The following is a 15,078-nucleotide window of genomic DNA, read 5'->3' on the forward strand; positions in this document are numbered from 1 at the left end:
GTATGAAGATTGCTTTTCGTTTTGAGGCCCGCTCTGATACGGGTCTGAAACGCTCGAAGAATGATGACTCCGGCTACGGTGGTCGTTTCCTTGCTGTCGTTGCTGACGGTATGGGCGGCCACGTAGGCGGCGATGTTGCGTCGGCTACGACGGTTCTGAATCTGACTCCGCTTGATCACCCTGATTTTGAGGATGGTACTGGCGGCGTTTATCTGGCTGATGAGATTCAGAGTGCGAACCTGATTATTAATGAGCTGGCGGCGAATGACCCGCAGCTGGCGGGTATGGGTACGACCTGTACTGCCCTGCTGATTGATGGCGATTGTATTGAGCTGGCTCATATTGGTGACTCGCGTGCGTATCGTCTGCGCCCGGGTGCTGATGGTGAGTTTGAGCAGATTTCTACTGACCATACGTTTGTGCAGCGCTTGCTCAATGAGGGTCGTATTACCCCGCAGGAGGCGGAGAACCACCCGCATAAGAACGTGATTATGCGCGTTCTGGGTGACGTTGACGCGTCCCCCGAGCTGGAGTTGAAGACTCTGGACGCTGTTCCCGGCGAGCGCTGGGTGCTCTCTTCTGACGGTTTGGATGCTGTGGTGTCCCTATCGGAGATTGAGCAGGTGATGCGTTCTACCGATGATCTGTCTGAGATTGCTGACACTCTGATTGCGATGACTTTGGAGCGTGGCGCTCCGGATAACGTGACGGTTGTGTCCCTGCAGGTGATTGACCGTGAGGTTCTGCCGGTGGATGAGCCGGTGGGTCCTTCGAGCCTGCCTGAGTCTGCTCTGCCTGATTCGATTGTGGCGGAGCAGGAGGTCAGCACGAATACTCAGAAGCTTCCCGAGGTTGCTGCCACGGCTGAGGCTGCTGAGGCTATTTTGGGTGCGCACCATGATGAGGACTCTGAGGAGCCTCATCGTCGGTCGTTGCGCCGTTTCCGTCGTGCTCGTGACTTCTCTGGAACCCTGTTGCACAGTGGTTCTGGGGCGGTGCGTCACCATATCGGTACGTACGATAACGCCGTGGATGCGGCTCTTACGAATGCTGCGATCTTGCGTAGCGAATTGGGTTCCCGCCCGCATCAGCTGGTTGGTGCCGCTTCGGTGGCTACTGAGACCGGCATGATTCCGGCGGTGACTTCGCGTACCCTGGAGCGTCGTGCGACGGTGGCTCAGCGTGTGCCTTTGAAGGTTGAGTCTGATGAGGCGACCTTGCCGGCTGAGCTGGAGGAGCTGATCGCTGAGGATACTGTTGAGCGTTCGCGTCCGCGGTCGTGGTCGATTCGCCTGTTCATTACTCTACTGGTTGCAGCTATTGTGACGCTGGCTGCGTGGACCGGTCTGCGCTATGTGGAGCGTAGCTACTATGTGGGTGAGAGTGACGGCACGGTTGCGGTGTACAACGGTATTCCGCATGCGTTGGGTCCGATTCGTCTTTCTCACGTGGTGGAGAATACCGATATTCCTACGAGTGAGTTGAGCGATCATACGCGTTCTTTGTTGCGTAATGCGATTACGGCGAAGGACCTGGATGATGCGCACCAGATTGTGACTCGTTTGAAGACTCAGGCAGATCAGTCTCGTGAGAAGGCTGAGCAGGCTGCAGCTTCTGCGTCTGCCTCGGCATCGGCTTCTGCTTCCCCGAGCTCTGTGGCGCCCAGTGAGGCTCCAAGCTCTGGGGCACCGAGCTCTGATTCGGCATCCCCGGCTCCTGAGCCGGCTTCTTCGGAGGCTCCTGCTGCGGTAGGCGGTGAGAACAATGGCTAAGTTCTCGTTCCGTCGTGAGTCGGATGCGCCTCGTGCACGCCGTTTCACGGAGCTTTTCCTGCTGGTTTTGGCGGTAGGTATCAGCTCGTTCGGCATGTACCTGATTGATCCGGAGCATGCTTTTGATACGTCGAAGAGCCAGTGGCTGCCGTGCACGGTGGTGCTGGGTGCCGGTGCTCTTCTTATTCACCTGGTCATGCAGTTCCGTGCGCGTTATGCTGATCCGTTTATTCTGCCGCTGGTGGTGGCTCTGAACGGCATTGGTTTGACCATGATTTATCGCCTGGATCCGCAGATTGCGGCTCCAGTGGGTGACGGTCAGCTGATGTGGACCGGCGTGTCGATGGTGCTGTGCGCGATTATCGTGTTCGTGCTCAGGGATTACCGCCTGCTGCGTAAGGTCACGTACACCTCCCTGGTGCTGTCGATGATTCTGCTCATCATGCCGCTGGTTCCGGGTCTGGGTATGGAGCTCAATGGTGCTCGTATTTGGATTCATATCGGTAACCGCACGTTCCAGCCGGGTGAGGTCGCGAAGATTACTTTGGCGATTTTCTTCGCCGGCTATTTGGCGACGCACCGTGACCTGATTCTGGTGGCTGGCCGCCGCATCGGCCCTATCAATCTGCCGCGTCTGCGTGATTTGGCGCCGGTGTTCTTGGCGTGGATTGTGAGCCTGGGTGTTCTGGTGTTCCAGAAGGACCTTGGTTCGGCAATTATGTTCTTTGGCCTGTTCATGGCGATGCTGTACCTGTCGACCGGCCGTATTTCGTGGCTGGTGGTTGCGGGTATCGGCATGGCTGTGGGTGGCTATTTCGCGTACCACTATGTCTCGCACGTGCACGCCCGTATTTATGCGTGGGTGCATGCTTTTGATCCGGAGATTTACCAGGCGTCTCCTGGCGGTTCGGGTCAGATTCTGCAGGGCGTTTTCGGTCTGGCTTACGGCGGTCTTTTTGGCCGCGGTTGGGGCCAGGGCCGCGCGAACCTCGTCCCGTACGCTAATTCGGACATGATTATTTCCTCGTTGGGTGAGGAGCTGGGCCTGGTGGGTCTGGGTGCCATCCTGATGATGTTCATGCTTCTGGTTTCGCGCGGTTACCGTGCGGCATTGGGTACTCGTGATGGTTTCGGCAAGCTGTTGGCGGCTGGCCTGTCTACGGTCATGGTTTTGCAGCTGTTCGTGGTGATTGGCGGCGTGACTCGTTTGATTCCGCTGACTGGTCTGACGACTCCTTTCATGTCTGCCGGTGGCTCCTCGTTGGTGGCTAACTGGATTATTGTGGCGCTGTGGTTGTCTATTTCTCATAGTGCCCGCGCACCTCACCTGGTGGCTGGTTATGATGCTCCGCAGGGTATTGACCATGCGGACACTAGCTACGAGCCGGAGGGTGCTACTAGCGTTCTGGCGCGTATTACGGCTAAGGATTCTGGAGGTGAGAAGAATGGATAGGGCTATTCGCCGCATGTGGATGTCTGCCGCGTGCGTGTTTGTCCTGCTGATGGGCACCCTCAGCTATATTCAGTTCTTCGATTCGAAGACTCTGATGAATAATCAGTGGAATTCCCGAGCTCTCTACGATAATTACGGTTCGGCACGTGGCTCAATCGTGGTTGATGGTACGGAGATTGCTTCGTCGGTGAAGTCCGATGATGAGTACAACTACCAGCGTGTGTATAACCACCCGCTCAAGTATGCGGCTCTGACGGGTTACTTCTCCACGATTTATGGCGCGACCGGTTTGGAAGCTGCTATGGATAAGGAGCTTGCGGGCACGAGCGATAGCCAGTTCTATGACCGTGTGGCGCAGCTGTTCAGTGGTTCTTCCGCGCAGGGCGCTAGCGTGGAGCTGACGATCAATTCGAAGCTTCAGGATATTGCCTACAACGCGTTGCAGGGCCGTAAGGGTGCTGTGGTGGCGTTGAACCCGAAGACCGGTGAGATTCTGGCGATGGCTTCTTCGCCGTCCTATGATCCGAATCTTCTGTCGTCTCATACGAGCTCTTCGGTGTTGGCGAATTACCAGGCGCTGACTTCTGATGAGGACAGCCCCTTGTTTAACCGTGCGATTGCGGGTAACACCTATTCGCCGGGTTCGACCTTCAAGATTATTGATGCGGTGGCGGCGCTGGAGTCCGGCAAGTACAACGCATCTTCGGTCATTGCGAACCCCGCGCAGTTGCCGCTGCCGGGCACGAACATCAGCCTGCCGAACTATACGGGCGGTCAGTGTTCGACCCGCACTCAGGCGACGATTGAGTGGGCTTTGGCTCAGTCCTGTAATACGCCGTTTGCGCAGATTGCGATGGATTTGGGTCAGGAGCGTATCGCGAAGACCGCTCAGAATTTTGGTTACGGCCAGGATTTGAAGATTCCTTTGACGGTTTCTAAGTCGTCTTTCCCGTCGAATCTGACGCAGAGCCAGCTGGCCCAGTCGGCGATTGGTCAGTACGACGTGAAGACCACTCCGCTGCAGGTGGCGATGACTTCTGCAGCGATTGCAAATGGCGGCGTGCAGATGAAGCCGAACCTGATTCGTTCGGTGAAGACCAGCAACCTGAGCACTTTGCAGGAGTTCTCTCCTGAGAAGCTGCGTACGTCCACTAGCCCTGAAATTGCCAACCAGGTGAAGCAGTGGATGGTGAATGCGGTTGATAATGGTATTGCACGTAATGCTGGTGTCTCCGGTGTGAAGGTGGCGGGTAAGACCGGTACCGCGGAGACCACGGCAGGTTTGAATAATTCTTGGTTTACCGGTTTCGCGCCGGCTGATGATCCTCAGATTGCGATTGCTGTGGTTTATGAGGATATTGACGTGGCGACCGGTGCCCAGTTGGCAACCAGTACTAGTAAGCAACTCTTTGAGGCGGTGTTGAACAAGTGAGGCCTGCGGCTGATATCACTTTGGGCGGGCGCTACACCCTAACCGAACGTATCGCGATTGGCGGTATGGGCGAGGTGTGGAAAGCTCGCGACAAGGTGCTTGGGCGCATCGTTGCGGTCAAGATCCTCAAGGAGGAGTACACCGGTGACCCGGGCTTCTTGGAGCGTTTCCGCGCTGAGGCCCGTAATACGGCGCTGTTGAACCACCCCGGCGTAGCGAATGTTTTCGACTACGGTGAGGAGGACAACTCCGCGTACCTGGTCATGGAACTGGTGCCGGGTAATCCGCTTTCGAGCATCATCGAGCATGAGACTACCCTGCCGCCGGACCGTATTCTGAACTTTATTGCTCAGACCGCTCGCGCGTTGGCTGCGGCTCATTCGCAGGGTCTGGTGCATCGTGACGTGAAGCCGGGTAACCTCATCATCACTCCGGATGACCGTGTGAAGGTGACCGATTTCGGTATTGCTCGTCTGGCTAACCAGGTGCCATTGACGGCTACCGGCCAGGTGATGGGTACCGCCCAGTACCTGGCGCCGGAGCAGGCGACCGGTCAGGCGGCTACCGCCTCGTCGGATATGTACTCGTTGGGCATTATTGGTTATGAGTGCCTGGTGGGTCGTCGTCCGTTTACGGGTGAGTCGCAGATTGCGATTGCCTTGGCTCAGGTGAATGATCCGCCGCCGCCGCTTCCGGAGACTATTCCGGCTCCTGCTCGTGCGCTGATTATGTGCCTGCTGGCTAAGGACCCGGCTCAGCGTCCTAAGGATGCGACCGCTCTGGCGTCTGCGGTGGATGCGATTCGTCGCCGCGACCTGAAGGCTGCGGTGAAGGCTGTTCCTTCTTTGGCTCAGTTCTTGGCTGAGGAGAACGCTGACGACGCTACTGTCGCGATGACCGCTATGGATGTTGCGGCTGAGCCGATTAGTGCTTCTGCTACTCCGCGTTTCGGTTCTGGTGGTCGTTTCTCGCCGGAGCCGACGACGGCGCCGATTCCTCGCACGAGTGAGCAGACGATGCGTCCTGTATCGGGTCGCGTGAAGGCTACTCCTGCTCCTGCAGCGAAGCGTGGCTCGAACGTGTGGATGTGGGTTGCTCTGCTTCTGGCAATCGTGCTGATTGCCGGCGGTATTTGGACGGTCCTTTCCTCTAATAATGGTGGCGATTCGTCTGATCCGGCTCCGAGCGCTTCTTCGTCTGTTGCTCCGACGAACACGGGTACCGTTTCGACGGTGGAGCCGGCTGAGTCTGCTTCTGCCCGTGCCGCTAAGCAGAAGGTGACCGTCAACGCGATTAACTATGAGGGTCGCGAGCTGCAGGATGCGGTGAACGAGCTGAAGAACCTTGGCTTATCCCCCAAGACTGAGGGTGTTGAGTCGACTCAGCCGGAGAACACGGTGATTTCGGTTTCTCCGACGGGTACTTTGGAGCAGGGTAATAGCGTGACTGTTCGCTATTCGACCGGTCCGAAGTCAGTAACTTTGCCGTCGAACCTTGAGGGTAAGAACGTTGATGAGGCGTCGAAGGCTGTTGCTGCTCTGGGTGTGAACGTTTCTCTGCATTATGAGAATTCGGACACGGCGGCCCCCGGTACGGTGCTTCGTACTACCCCCTCATCTGGCACCAAGGTCACGGTTGGTAGTAATGTAGACATGTATGTGGCCTCTTCCAGTTCGGGTAGGGGTTCGAGTGCGAGCGCTTCTGCTGCACCGTCTGCGTCGGCTTCTGCTTCCGCTTCCGCGTCGGCGCGTTAGCCCCTACATTTTGATTTAGTTTTAGTCTTAGTAATCCAGGAGAACTTATGGACCTGTCGGTTCCCGACACGGTTGATAACCGTTACAAGGTACTCGAGGTAATCGGTACCGGTGCGATGGCAACCGTTTATGCTGCTGAGGATACTCGCCTCGGCCGCAAGGTTGCGCTTAAGATTCTGCGCCCGGAGCAGGCCCAGGACGATACGTTCCGCGCACGCTTTAAGCGTGAGGCGGAGGCTGTGGCGTCTCTGAACAATCCTGCGATTGTTGCTGTCTATGACACCGGTTCGTATAACCCCTCGCAGGATGGCAAGGAGTCTGATTCTTCGGAAGAGGGCACCGCTATTCCTTATATCGTGATGGAGTACGTGGAGGGTCATACTCTGCGTTCCATTCTGTCCCGTGGCGGCCACCTGCCGGTCCGTGATGCTTTGGGTTATTCCGAGCAGCTGCTGGGTGCTTTGCAGTACAGCCATTCGATGGGCATTATTCACCGCGATATTAAGCCGGCGAATATTATGGTGCTGGACCGTACCAGTGAGGATATCGCTAAGGGTCAGCCGGGCCAGATTAAGGTCATGGATTTCGGTATCTCCCGTGCCATTGAGGAAGCTGGCGAGGCGCTGACCAAGGCTAATGTGGTGATGGGTAGCGCACGCTACATGTCCCCTGAGCAGGTGAGCGGCAAGGATGTTGACGCCCGTAGCGATCTGTACTCTGCTGCTTGCGTGATTTACGAGATGATTGCTGGTCGTTCTCCGTTCGATGCTGAGTCGAATGTTGATCTGGCGGCTAAGCACCTCTCTGACATTCCTGAGCCTCCGAGCAAGTTCACCCCGCTTGAGGTTCCTGCTGGTCTGGATGCTGTGATTCTGAAGGGTCTGGCGAAGAACCCGGATGAGCGTTATCAGAGCGCGGCTGAGTTCGCTCAGGCTCTGGTGTCGGTTGTTCGCCCGGGTGAAGAGACCGTGGTTCAGGATGCAGCGATGACTACTGCGTTTGTGCCTTCGGCGACTACCGCTTCTCTGGGTGAGGATTACGCCCCGTACACCACCTCGATTACTGAGGCCTCGGTGGAGGACGGCGGCCTTAACGGTTTCTTCGAGTATGAAGACGATGAGGAGCTGTACGACGTTGAGGAGTACGCGGAGTACGATGAGTCTTCACCGCGTAAGCGTGCGTGGGTTCGCTTCCTCGTGGGCACTTTGATTGCTGCTCTGCTGGTTTTCAGTGTCGGCTCGGTTCTGTACTATCAGAACAAGCTCAATGAGGTTCCGCAGGTTTCGGTTCCGGCTGTGGTGAATGTTTCCCGCGATGATGCCGATAACCAGCTGCGTAACTTGGGCTTCGTGCTGGATTACCGTACGGCTTACTCTGACAACATCAAGAAGGGCGACGTGATTAGCGTTGAGCCTGGTGTTGGTTCGAAGGTTAACAAGGGTTCAACCGTGACTGTGACCGTTTCGAGCGGTCCGGAGAAGGTCAAGCTGCCGGATAACCTGCAGGGTCAGAGTGAGGCGTATGTCCGTAACGCTCTGAAGGACCTGGGTCTGGTAGATGGTCGCGTATCCACCGTGGAGAGCGCTTCCGTTCCTGCGGGTATGGTTGTGGAGCTGTCCCCGGAGAAGGGCTCGACCGATGATAAGGGCGCTCAGACCGTTGAGGCTGGTAGCACCGTGAACATTGTCCTGTCTTCCGGTAAGGTGAAGGTCCCCTCGCTGGTGGGTCTGACTAAGGATCAGGCGATTGCTGCTCTGACCGCTCAGGATGTTCTGCTGAACACCAACATCGAGACTGTTCAGACTAACGAGCGTCCTGCGGGCACTGTGCTTTCGCAGAGCTCTGCGGCGGGTACTCTGGTGGCTCAGAACAGCACTGTGACGATCCGTGTGGCTGCTACTCCGACTCAGACGACCGCTCCGACTACTGCGGCTACTCAGCCTGCGGCAGCAACCGGTAACCAGAACGCTACTACTGGTAACCAGCAACGTTCTACCGCGGCTAACCAGCAGGCTACTCAGCCGGCGGCGTCGACCGGTAACCAGAACGCTACTACTGGTAACCAGCAGCGTTCTACCGCTACGGCTACTCCGGCACCGGCTGCGTCCGCTACTGCGGGTACCCGTACGATTCAGGGTACTAACGCGAATACCAATGCGAACAACGCAAACGCTAACGCCCGCTAAGGGGTTCTAGCGGCTAGCAAAAAGGGGCGGCGCTCTACACCATTGGGTGTGGGGCGCCGCCCCTTTTTGTGTATCTGGGCTTGCTCGTAGCTAGGGGTCCAGATATAGCTATCGCCTCCAGTTTCCCTGTAGCATACCTGCTACGGGGCTTCTGGAGGCGATATAAGCCATTGATGGCGGCCCAAGCTAAAGTTTACTAAGCCATGAGGGGTGAGAGGCTCTTAGCGCGTTCTGCGGCTCCCTGCAGGCCGGTTTCTTCGAGCCAGTTGCCGAGCATGAGGTATCCGCTTTCGGTCAGGACCGATTCGGGGTGGAACTGCACGCCGTGCATGGGGGCTTCGCGGTGGCGCAGGCCCATGATGATGCCGTTGTCGGTGGTGGAGGTGGTTTCCAGGACGTCGGGCATGGTTTCGGGTACGACCGCCAGGGAGTGGTAGCGGGTCGCGGTGAAGGGGCAGGGCACGTCCTTGAACACGGAGACGTTCTCGTGCACGAGGCGGGAGGTCTTGCCGTGCATCAGCTCGGGGGCGTGGGTGACGGTGCCGCCGAATGCTTCCGCGATGGCCTGGTGGCCGAGGCAGACACCCAGTAGCGGCTTCTTCGCTTCGGCAGCCCAGCGGATGGTGTCGATGATGACGCCTGCTTCTGCGGGAGCGCCGGGGCCGGGAGAGACGAGCACGCCGTCGTGTTCTTCGGCGAGCTTGATAACTTCGTCGAGTTCGTATTCGTCGTTACGGATGACGGTGGTTTCAGCGCCGAGCTGCTGGATGTAGCCGACGAGGGTGAAGACGAAGCTGTCGTAGTTGTCGATGACAAGGATGCGGGTCATGGCACGTCCTTAGCGCTAATGGTTGATGGTGACGTTCAGGTTGAAGGGGCCGTACTCTGCGAAGTGGGGGAAGACGAATTCCATGAGCAGGTAGACTACGGCGAGTATCAGCACGATGGCGATGATGATGCGAACCCACAGGGGGCCGGGGAGGTGGCGGAAAATCCATGCGTACATCTTGCTTTTCCTCTCTGATTTAGGATCCTGCTACGGAGGCGGCAATCTCTGCGGGTGCTCCGGCTGCGGCGGGCCGCCAGGATTCGAGGCGGGCGTGGACAATGTATCGTTCGGTGTCACCGTAGCGCGGGTGGCAGGTGGTGAGCGTCAGGAGGCGCTCGGTGGGTGCTACGCCGGGCTGTCCGGGGACGGGTTCGATGACTTCTACCTGGTCGGGCTGCACGATTTCGTGGCTGTAGACGGTGTAGGTGTAGTAGCCGTCTTTGGTGCGCACGTAGATGTGGTCGCCTTCGGTGAGCAGGTCGATGTCGTTGAGGACTTTACCGCGGGTTTGGCGGTGGCCTGCGAGGGAGAAGTTGCCGACCTGTCCGGGCATGGCGCTTCCTTCGTAGTGGCCGAGTCCGAGGGAGTCGAGCACGTCGGAGCTGGTGCCCTGGGTGGCGGGGCGCTGGTAGTCGGATCCGAACTTGGGGATGTAGACGACGCCGAAGACTTCACCGTGGCCGGGTTCGCTCAGACCTGCGGGAGGGGTGTTGGGGTCCCAGTCGGGGAGGGGTTCGGCGGGGTTGGAGTCGAATTCCTGAACGAGGGTGCTGACGGCTTGGGATTGGGTGCGGTCGGCGTCGATGTTGGTCCACCAGAGCTGCCATGCGACGAAGAGCAATAGCAGGAGGCCGACGGTGATAAGGAGTTCGCCTGTAATCTGGATAATCCAGTGCAGCACGGTGCGGGGGCGGCGCTCTGCGGTGGGTGCCGTTCCTTGGCTCATGCGTTCTCCTTTGTCCTTTGGGTTGGTATGTTCTTGGGCGCCGGGTGGCGTTCCTTATCTTTCAACGCACGGAGAAGGTGAAATCATCCCGTAAGTCTGCAAAGATAGGTGTGAACATATATTTTTAGGTTACCCATACAACAATAAGCGGAGGAAGTATGTCGACCAACTCGGCTAAGGCATCGTCCAAGAAGAAGTCTCAGAAGTCTGCTAAGTCTGAGGTGGAGGATGCGAGCGAGCTGCGTCTGCGTGAGATTGCTCGTGAGATGGAGAGCGGCACGCAGCTGAAGGAGCAGACTCCGTTGTGGTACCGCGTGATTATGTTCTCGCTGTTAGCGGTGGGCATTCTGTGGATTATTGTTTTCTACATTACGCAGGGCCTGTTCCCGATTCCTGATTTGGGTATGTGGAATGTGAGTGTTGGTGTGGGCGCCATGATGGTGAGCATGCTGATGATGACTCGCTGGCGCTAGAGTTTAGGCGTTATGACTTAGGCGTTAGAGCTTATAGAGAGGCGGCCGTCCCGTGTGGGGCGGCCGCCTCTCTATGTGTGGTGGGGTGTTATAGGGTTTTATTACCCAGTTCTTATATTCTTATATAAGAATATAGTCTAGTCAGACATATATTTTTAACAATTTAGTTAATCTCAGGATCTTGGCTCAATGAACCCTTTAGTAGATCAGGTCGCCTCGCGCCGCTTCGTGGACGCGGCGGGTTACGGTCTCCATAACGGGCGAGTTGATGTTCCACCGCTGCCAGTAGAGGGGGAATTCTACCGGTATTGCGGCAAGCTTCACGAGATGCCCGCTTTCGAGCTCTTCGGCGCATTGCGCCTCAGGAATGAGACCCCAGGCAATACCGGAACTGACGGCTCGCGCATAGTCCGGAGATGAGGGAATGTAGATGGTGGGGCTTTGGATGAAGGTTTCTTCAGCCTCTAGACCTACCTCTTTTTCAATGAGGGCTCGTGCCACATCCTGCACAAAGTCTTTACGATCGTATTCGACGACGGGGGCACGGTTGAGCTCTTCGCGACTCATAGTCTTGGGCCAGCCGGGCAGGTACCGCTGTACGTAGTCGGGGGTGGCAACGCACCAGTAGCGTGCCACGCCGAGGGTTTCGACGGAGCATCCGGGGATTTTTTCGGGTTTGGAGGTGATGACTGCCATGACTTCTCCAGATCGGAGCATGGCGGAGGAGTGGAATTCGCCTTCTCGTCGCAGGTCGCAGAAGATACTGTCTTCGCGGCTGAGGGTTCCTACTGCGTCGAGGAACCAGGTGGCGAGTGAGTCGGCGTTGACGGCAACGGAGACACTCTGGAAGCCGCCGGCGCCCATGAGTTCGCGTTCCATTTCTTGCTGCAGGAATTCGCTCTGTCGGGCGATGCGCAGTACGCTTTGTCCGGCGTCGGTGGGGGTGACGGGGTTGCTTCGGCGTACCAGGACTTTTCCGGCGATCTGTTCCATGGCTTTGATGCGCTGGGAGATGGCGGAGGGGCTCACTCGCAGGATATCTGCCGCTGCGTCGAAGGTACCGTATTCGATGACGGTGGCGAAGGTGGTGAGCTGGTCGGTACTGAAACGTGTCATAAGAATATCTTACGCAGTGTGAAAATATTTAGATAGATTTAGGGTCTTTTTTCCCGTATTCTCGTCTCTGGCACTTCACACTTCAGCTAACGCAGGCTTTATCCCTGCGTCACAGGCCTTTGCCTGGCAAGCTGGTAGTAAGAGAGCCGCTACCCGCCACTGCGTACGCGGGTTCATACCCCATTTGATCAACATAGAAAGTTTCACGATGTCCGCATCCCTCTCCCTGCTGTTTCTGGGTGCTACCACCACGATTTCTTTGGTAGCGGCTATTGGCGCCCAGGGAACTTTTGTGCTGCGTCAGGGTATTTTGGGTCGGCACATTACCCCGATTATTATTTTCTGCATTCTGTCGGATGCTCTGATGATTGGTTTGGGCGTTGTGGGTCTGGGTGCCCTGTTGGATGCGGCGCCGTGGTTTATTGAGGTGTTCCGTTATGTGGGTGCGGCGTTTTTGGCGTGGTTTGGTTTTAAGGCTGGCCGCCGCGTGTTTACTCCGCACTCGATTGTGGTTGATGATGCGGAGGGTGATTCTCAATCGTTGAAGGCGGCTCTGCTGACCACGGCGGCGGTGACGTATTTGAATCCGCTGGCGTGGTTAGATACGACTATTCTTTTGGGTTCGCTGGCGAATGCCCAGGGCGATCCTGGCCGTTGGTGGTACTACCTGGGGTGCTGCTGCGGTAGCTTAATCTGGTTTTTGATGCTGGGCTATGGTTCGCGCCTGTTGCGTCCGCTCTTTGCACGCCCTTCAGCGTGGCGTGTTTTGGATGGTGCGACTGCTCTTCTGATGGCGTACCTGGTGTTCAACCTGCTGACGATGAACCTGTCGACTCACTAGCTTTTATCCCCCTGACTTGCCTCTTTATACTTTGTCAGTCTCTTTTTCAGTGCTCTTCTCCTCTTCGAGGGGTATGAGCACTTCGTTTTTGGGCATGATGAGTAGGCCCAGGTAGATATCGCGAATGATCAGGATGTGTTTGATTCGCTCAATCATGGGCTTGAGGAAGCTTCGGGCGTATTTTTCATCGCTACTGGTGGTTGCAACGAAGCTGAGCCCGGAGAACACGGCAACGATCATGGACACCTTGATGACGACGGCGTTGATGTTGGTGTCTACGCCGAGGATTTTGAGGTGTTCGGGTTTGATACTCATCCAGGATTCGATGGTGGTGTCGCTAATGGCGATGGATGAGAATCCCATGAAGAATCCGAAGACGAGCAGCATGAAGAGGGTCGCCTGAATAATCTGACCGATCATGGGGATGATGATGAGGTTGCTCCAGGGCGCGATTTTGAGGGGTCGGTGTTCGAGGATTTTCTTTTCTTCGGCCCAGTCTTGGGCGGTGTTCCAGATTCCGCCTTCGAGGGCTGCGGCATACTCGTAGTCGTTGTCGCTAAAGCGTGCGATGTCGTCGCCTCTGGAGCGCCCCAGCAGGCGCGCTGTGCGTTCCAGGGAGGTTGTGACGACCACGAACACGGCGAGTAGCCCCATAAGGCCCAAAACCGCCCAGGTGCGCGGGAAGCTGAGTCCGTTGGCGAGCTTCCAGAGGTCTGCGTTCACGAAGATAAAGAGCACGGATACCATGAGTACGGGCAGTACTTTCGCGATCATGGGCGGCAGGGAGGCGAGCTGGTGGATGGCGTGCTTGAGGGACCAGCCGAGTACGGTATCTACACCCAGGAAGATGGCAAGGTAGATTCCGATAACGATGAGCGGGAATACTTGGCCGCCGTCGTAGACGAAGTCGAGGCCGTCGAGGGTGTTGGATGCAAAGACACCGGCGGTAAAGAGCATGCCTGCAAAAAGTACGGTAAGAATACCCGTGGTGATTTGAACCCACTGCGGGGTGCGAACCATCAGCTTGTGGGCAAGAGTAATGAACACACCGGAGATGACCGGCATAATGAGGAAAATCCCGCCGAGTACGAGCACTGGGAGTACTTCGTTACTGAGGGCGCTATCGCTTGTGAGAGCTTTGATGTAGTTCGGTAGGGAACCTTTCACGTCCTCCACTACGAAGATGAGAAGGTCGCGCAGGAAGATATAGCAGATGTGCATGATGCCAGCCCACAGGATCCATGGCACGGAGCGTGGGAACGCATCGAGAGCACGTTGGCGGGCAGGAATAATGAGGGGCGCACCCTGTTTACGGAACCAGATATTGCTCTGTTTCAGCATGTCAGCTCTGGAGTAATGCTGAGGCCTGGTGTAATGCTGAGGTTGCACCTCTTCTGCAGTGGCTTTAGTACTCAGCCGCGCCCAGATGGGGCGTTCGTCCTTCTGCTGCGGGGTGTTCTGGTCCTGTGTGCTCATGACATACCACTCTACAGGGGTTGAGAACCTCTTTTATCCGAAGGCCCCTATAGTTCTTCTCGCTGGAGTTCAGCTCCGATAAAGCGGCTGTAGGCGCCCATGAGGAGGGCAGCTGCTTCTTCCTGTTCCTCGTAGATGCCCAGCTCCTCGTCCTCACGACCCGTGTAGGTACCGCTACTGATTTCGAGTAGGGATAACGGTCCTTCTGCGGTCTCCGGGGCTAGAGCATCCAGGATGAAGCTCAGGCTTTCTTCTGATTCTTCAGCTACGCCCATGAGCCGCCCCAGGCGTGTACCCGGGTAGGGTGCGATGGTGAGGACGTCTTCGTTCTCGCATTGGATAATGCGTGCGACAGGAATAATATCCCCGTCTGCGGTCTCTTCGAGCAGTAGCTCGGTGGAGAGGTCGATATGGCTTTCCTCGCTCTGTAGGAGCTGCCTGGGCCACCAGAGGTGAATGTATTCGGTCAGTGCCGCCCAGGTTTCGTGAGGCTCCAGTGTGCTCTCTACGTAGAGTGCTACCGTTCGTTCTTCGCCGTTGTGTTGGCGCTGCTGATCGACTGGCTCCGGTGCGTGGGAAAACATGGGGTAGTGCATGGTTCTACTCTATCCCAGTGTGTCTGTGAAGAGCATTCTTCCTTGTAGACAGAGCCATAGACAAGGGTCTGAGGGCACAAAAAAGGGGCAGACCCGCATGGGTCTGCCCCTTTCTAGCTTTAGCTGTTAAAGCAAAAGAGCCCGCGCAAGCGGGCTCTTTTTATTACCTATTGGATTGTTATCCAAAAACCATACAGTGAACGC

Annotated in this window: 13 protein-coding genes; 7 read left to right on the forward strand and 6 right to left on the reverse strand. The window is 56.8% G+C overall.

Going from position 1 to position 15,078, the window contains the following annotated elements; translation table 11 throughout:
- Positions 1-2 precede the first annotated feature (2 nt).
- The 5 genes from HMPREF2884_RS05535 to pknB are packed head-to-tail and all read left to right on the forward strand — an operon-like array spanning position 3 to position 8,597.
- Positions 3-1,772 carry a PP2C family protein-serine/threonine phosphatase gene (locus HMPREF2884_RS05535; protein ID WP_070616215.1) on the forward strand — a complete coding sequence of 590 codons (1,770 nt, stop codon included), beginning with the start codon at positions 3-5 and terminating at the stop codon, positions 1,770-1,772.
- Complete coding sequence (locus HMPREF2884_RS05540) at positions 1,765-3,225, forward strand: FtsW/RodA/SpoVE family cell cycle protein (protein ID WP_005507381.1); 1,461 nt, start codon at positions 1,765-1,767, stop codon at positions 3,223-3,225. The genes HMPREF2884_RS05535 and HMPREF2884_RS05540 overlap by 8 nt, the downstream gene beginning before the upstream one ends.
- Positions 3,218-4,657, forward strand: a complete 1,440-nt coding sequence (locus HMPREF2884_RS05545) for a peptidoglycan D,D-transpeptidase FtsI family protein (protein WP_049352862.1) — start codon at positions 3,218-3,220, stop codon at positions 4,655-4,657. Before HMPREF2884_RS05540 ends, HMPREF2884_RS05545 begins: the two co-directional genes overlap by 8 nt.
- Positions 4,654-6,411 (forward strand): protein kinase domain-containing protein, encoded by a 1,758-nt coding sequence (locus tag HMPREF2884_RS05550; protein ID WP_070616216.1) that lies wholly within the window; start codon positions 4,654-4,656, stop codon positions 6,409-6,411. The genes HMPREF2884_RS05545 and HMPREF2884_RS05550 overlap by 4 nt, the downstream gene beginning before the upstream one ends.
- A 47-nt stretch (positions 6,412-6,458) precedes the next feature.
- Positions 6,459-8,597, forward strand: a complete 2,139-nt coding sequence (gene pknB, locus HMPREF2884_RS05555; protein ID WP_070616217.1) for a Stk1 family PASTA domain-containing Ser/Thr kinase — start codon at positions 6,459-6,461, stop codon at positions 8,595-8,597.
- Between the two features lie 196 nt (positions 8,598-8,793).
- Here pknB and HMPREF2884_RS05560 read toward each other — a convergent pair whose 3' ends face one another.
- The 3 genes from HMPREF2884_RS05560 to HMPREF2884_RS05565 are packed head-to-tail and all read right to left on the reverse strand — an operon-like array spanning position 8,794 to position 10,372.
- Positions 8,794-9,426: an aminodeoxychorismate/anthranilate synthase component II gene (locus HMPREF2884_RS05560; protein WP_070616218.1), complete on the reverse strand. Its 633-nt coding sequence runs from the start codon at positions 9,424-9,426 to the stop codon at positions 8,794-8,796.
- Between the two features lie 15 nt (positions 9,427-9,441).
- Complete coding sequence (locus HMPREF2884_RS09240; protein ID WP_005507386.1) at positions 9,442-9,603, reverse strand: hypothetical protein; 162 nt, start codon at positions 9,601-9,603, stop codon at positions 9,442-9,444.
- 19 nt (positions 9,604-9,622) lie between these two features.
- Complete coding sequence (locus HMPREF2884_RS05565; protein WP_005508087.1) at positions 9,623-10,372, reverse strand: class E sortase; 750 nt, start codon at positions 10,370-10,372, stop codon at positions 9,623-9,625.
- Between the two features lie 158 nt (positions 10,373-10,530).
- Here HMPREF2884_RS05565 and HMPREF2884_RS05570 point away from each other — a divergent pair, with 158 nt between their 5' ends.
- Positions 10,531-10,845 (forward strand): cell division protein CrgA, encoded by a 315-nt coding sequence (locus HMPREF2884_RS05570; protein WP_005507388.1) that lies wholly within the window; start codon positions 10,531-10,533, stop codon positions 10,843-10,845.
- Positions 10,846-11,043: 198 nt separating this feature from the next.
- On the opposite strand, the gene HMPREF2884_RS05575 is transcribed toward HMPREF2884_RS05570, so the two are convergent.
- Complete coding sequence (locus HMPREF2884_RS05575; RefSeq protein WP_070616219.1) at positions 11,044-11,961, reverse strand: LysR family transcriptional regulator ArgP; 918 nt, start codon at positions 11,959-11,961, stop codon at positions 11,044-11,046.
- Between the two features lie 208 nt (positions 11,962-12,169).
- Here HMPREF2884_RS05575 and HMPREF2884_RS05580 point away from each other — a divergent pair, with 208 nt between their 5' ends.
- Complete coding sequence (locus HMPREF2884_RS05580) at positions 12,170-12,802, forward strand: LysE/ArgO family amino acid transporter (RefSeq protein ID WP_070616220.1); 633 nt, start codon at positions 12,170-12,172, stop codon at positions 12,800-12,802.
- 24 nt (positions 12,803-12,826) lie between these two features.
- On the opposite strand, the gene HMPREF2884_RS05585 is transcribed toward HMPREF2884_RS05580, so the two are convergent.
- Both HMPREF2884_RS05585 and HMPREF2884_RS05590 read right to left on the reverse strand, forming a co-directional pair.
- Positions 12,827-14,278, reverse strand: coding sequence for a D-mannonate dehydratase (locus HMPREF2884_RS05585; protein ID WP_070616221.1), 1,452 nt, complete (start codon positions 14,276-14,278; stop codon positions 12,827-12,829).
- A gap of 47 nt (positions 14,279-14,325) precedes the next feature.
- Positions 14,326-14,862, reverse strand: coding sequence for a GTPase (locus HMPREF2884_RS05590; RefSeq protein WP_245534277.1), 537 nt, complete (start codon positions 14,860-14,862; stop codon positions 14,326-14,328).
- Between the last annotated feature and the right edge of the window lie 216 nt (positions 14,863-15,078).

The organism is Rothia sp. HMSC073B08 (assembly GCF_001812975.1).
Lineage (GTDB): Bacteria > Actinomycetota > Actinomycetes > Actinomycetales > Micrococcaceae > Rothia > Rothia mucilaginosa.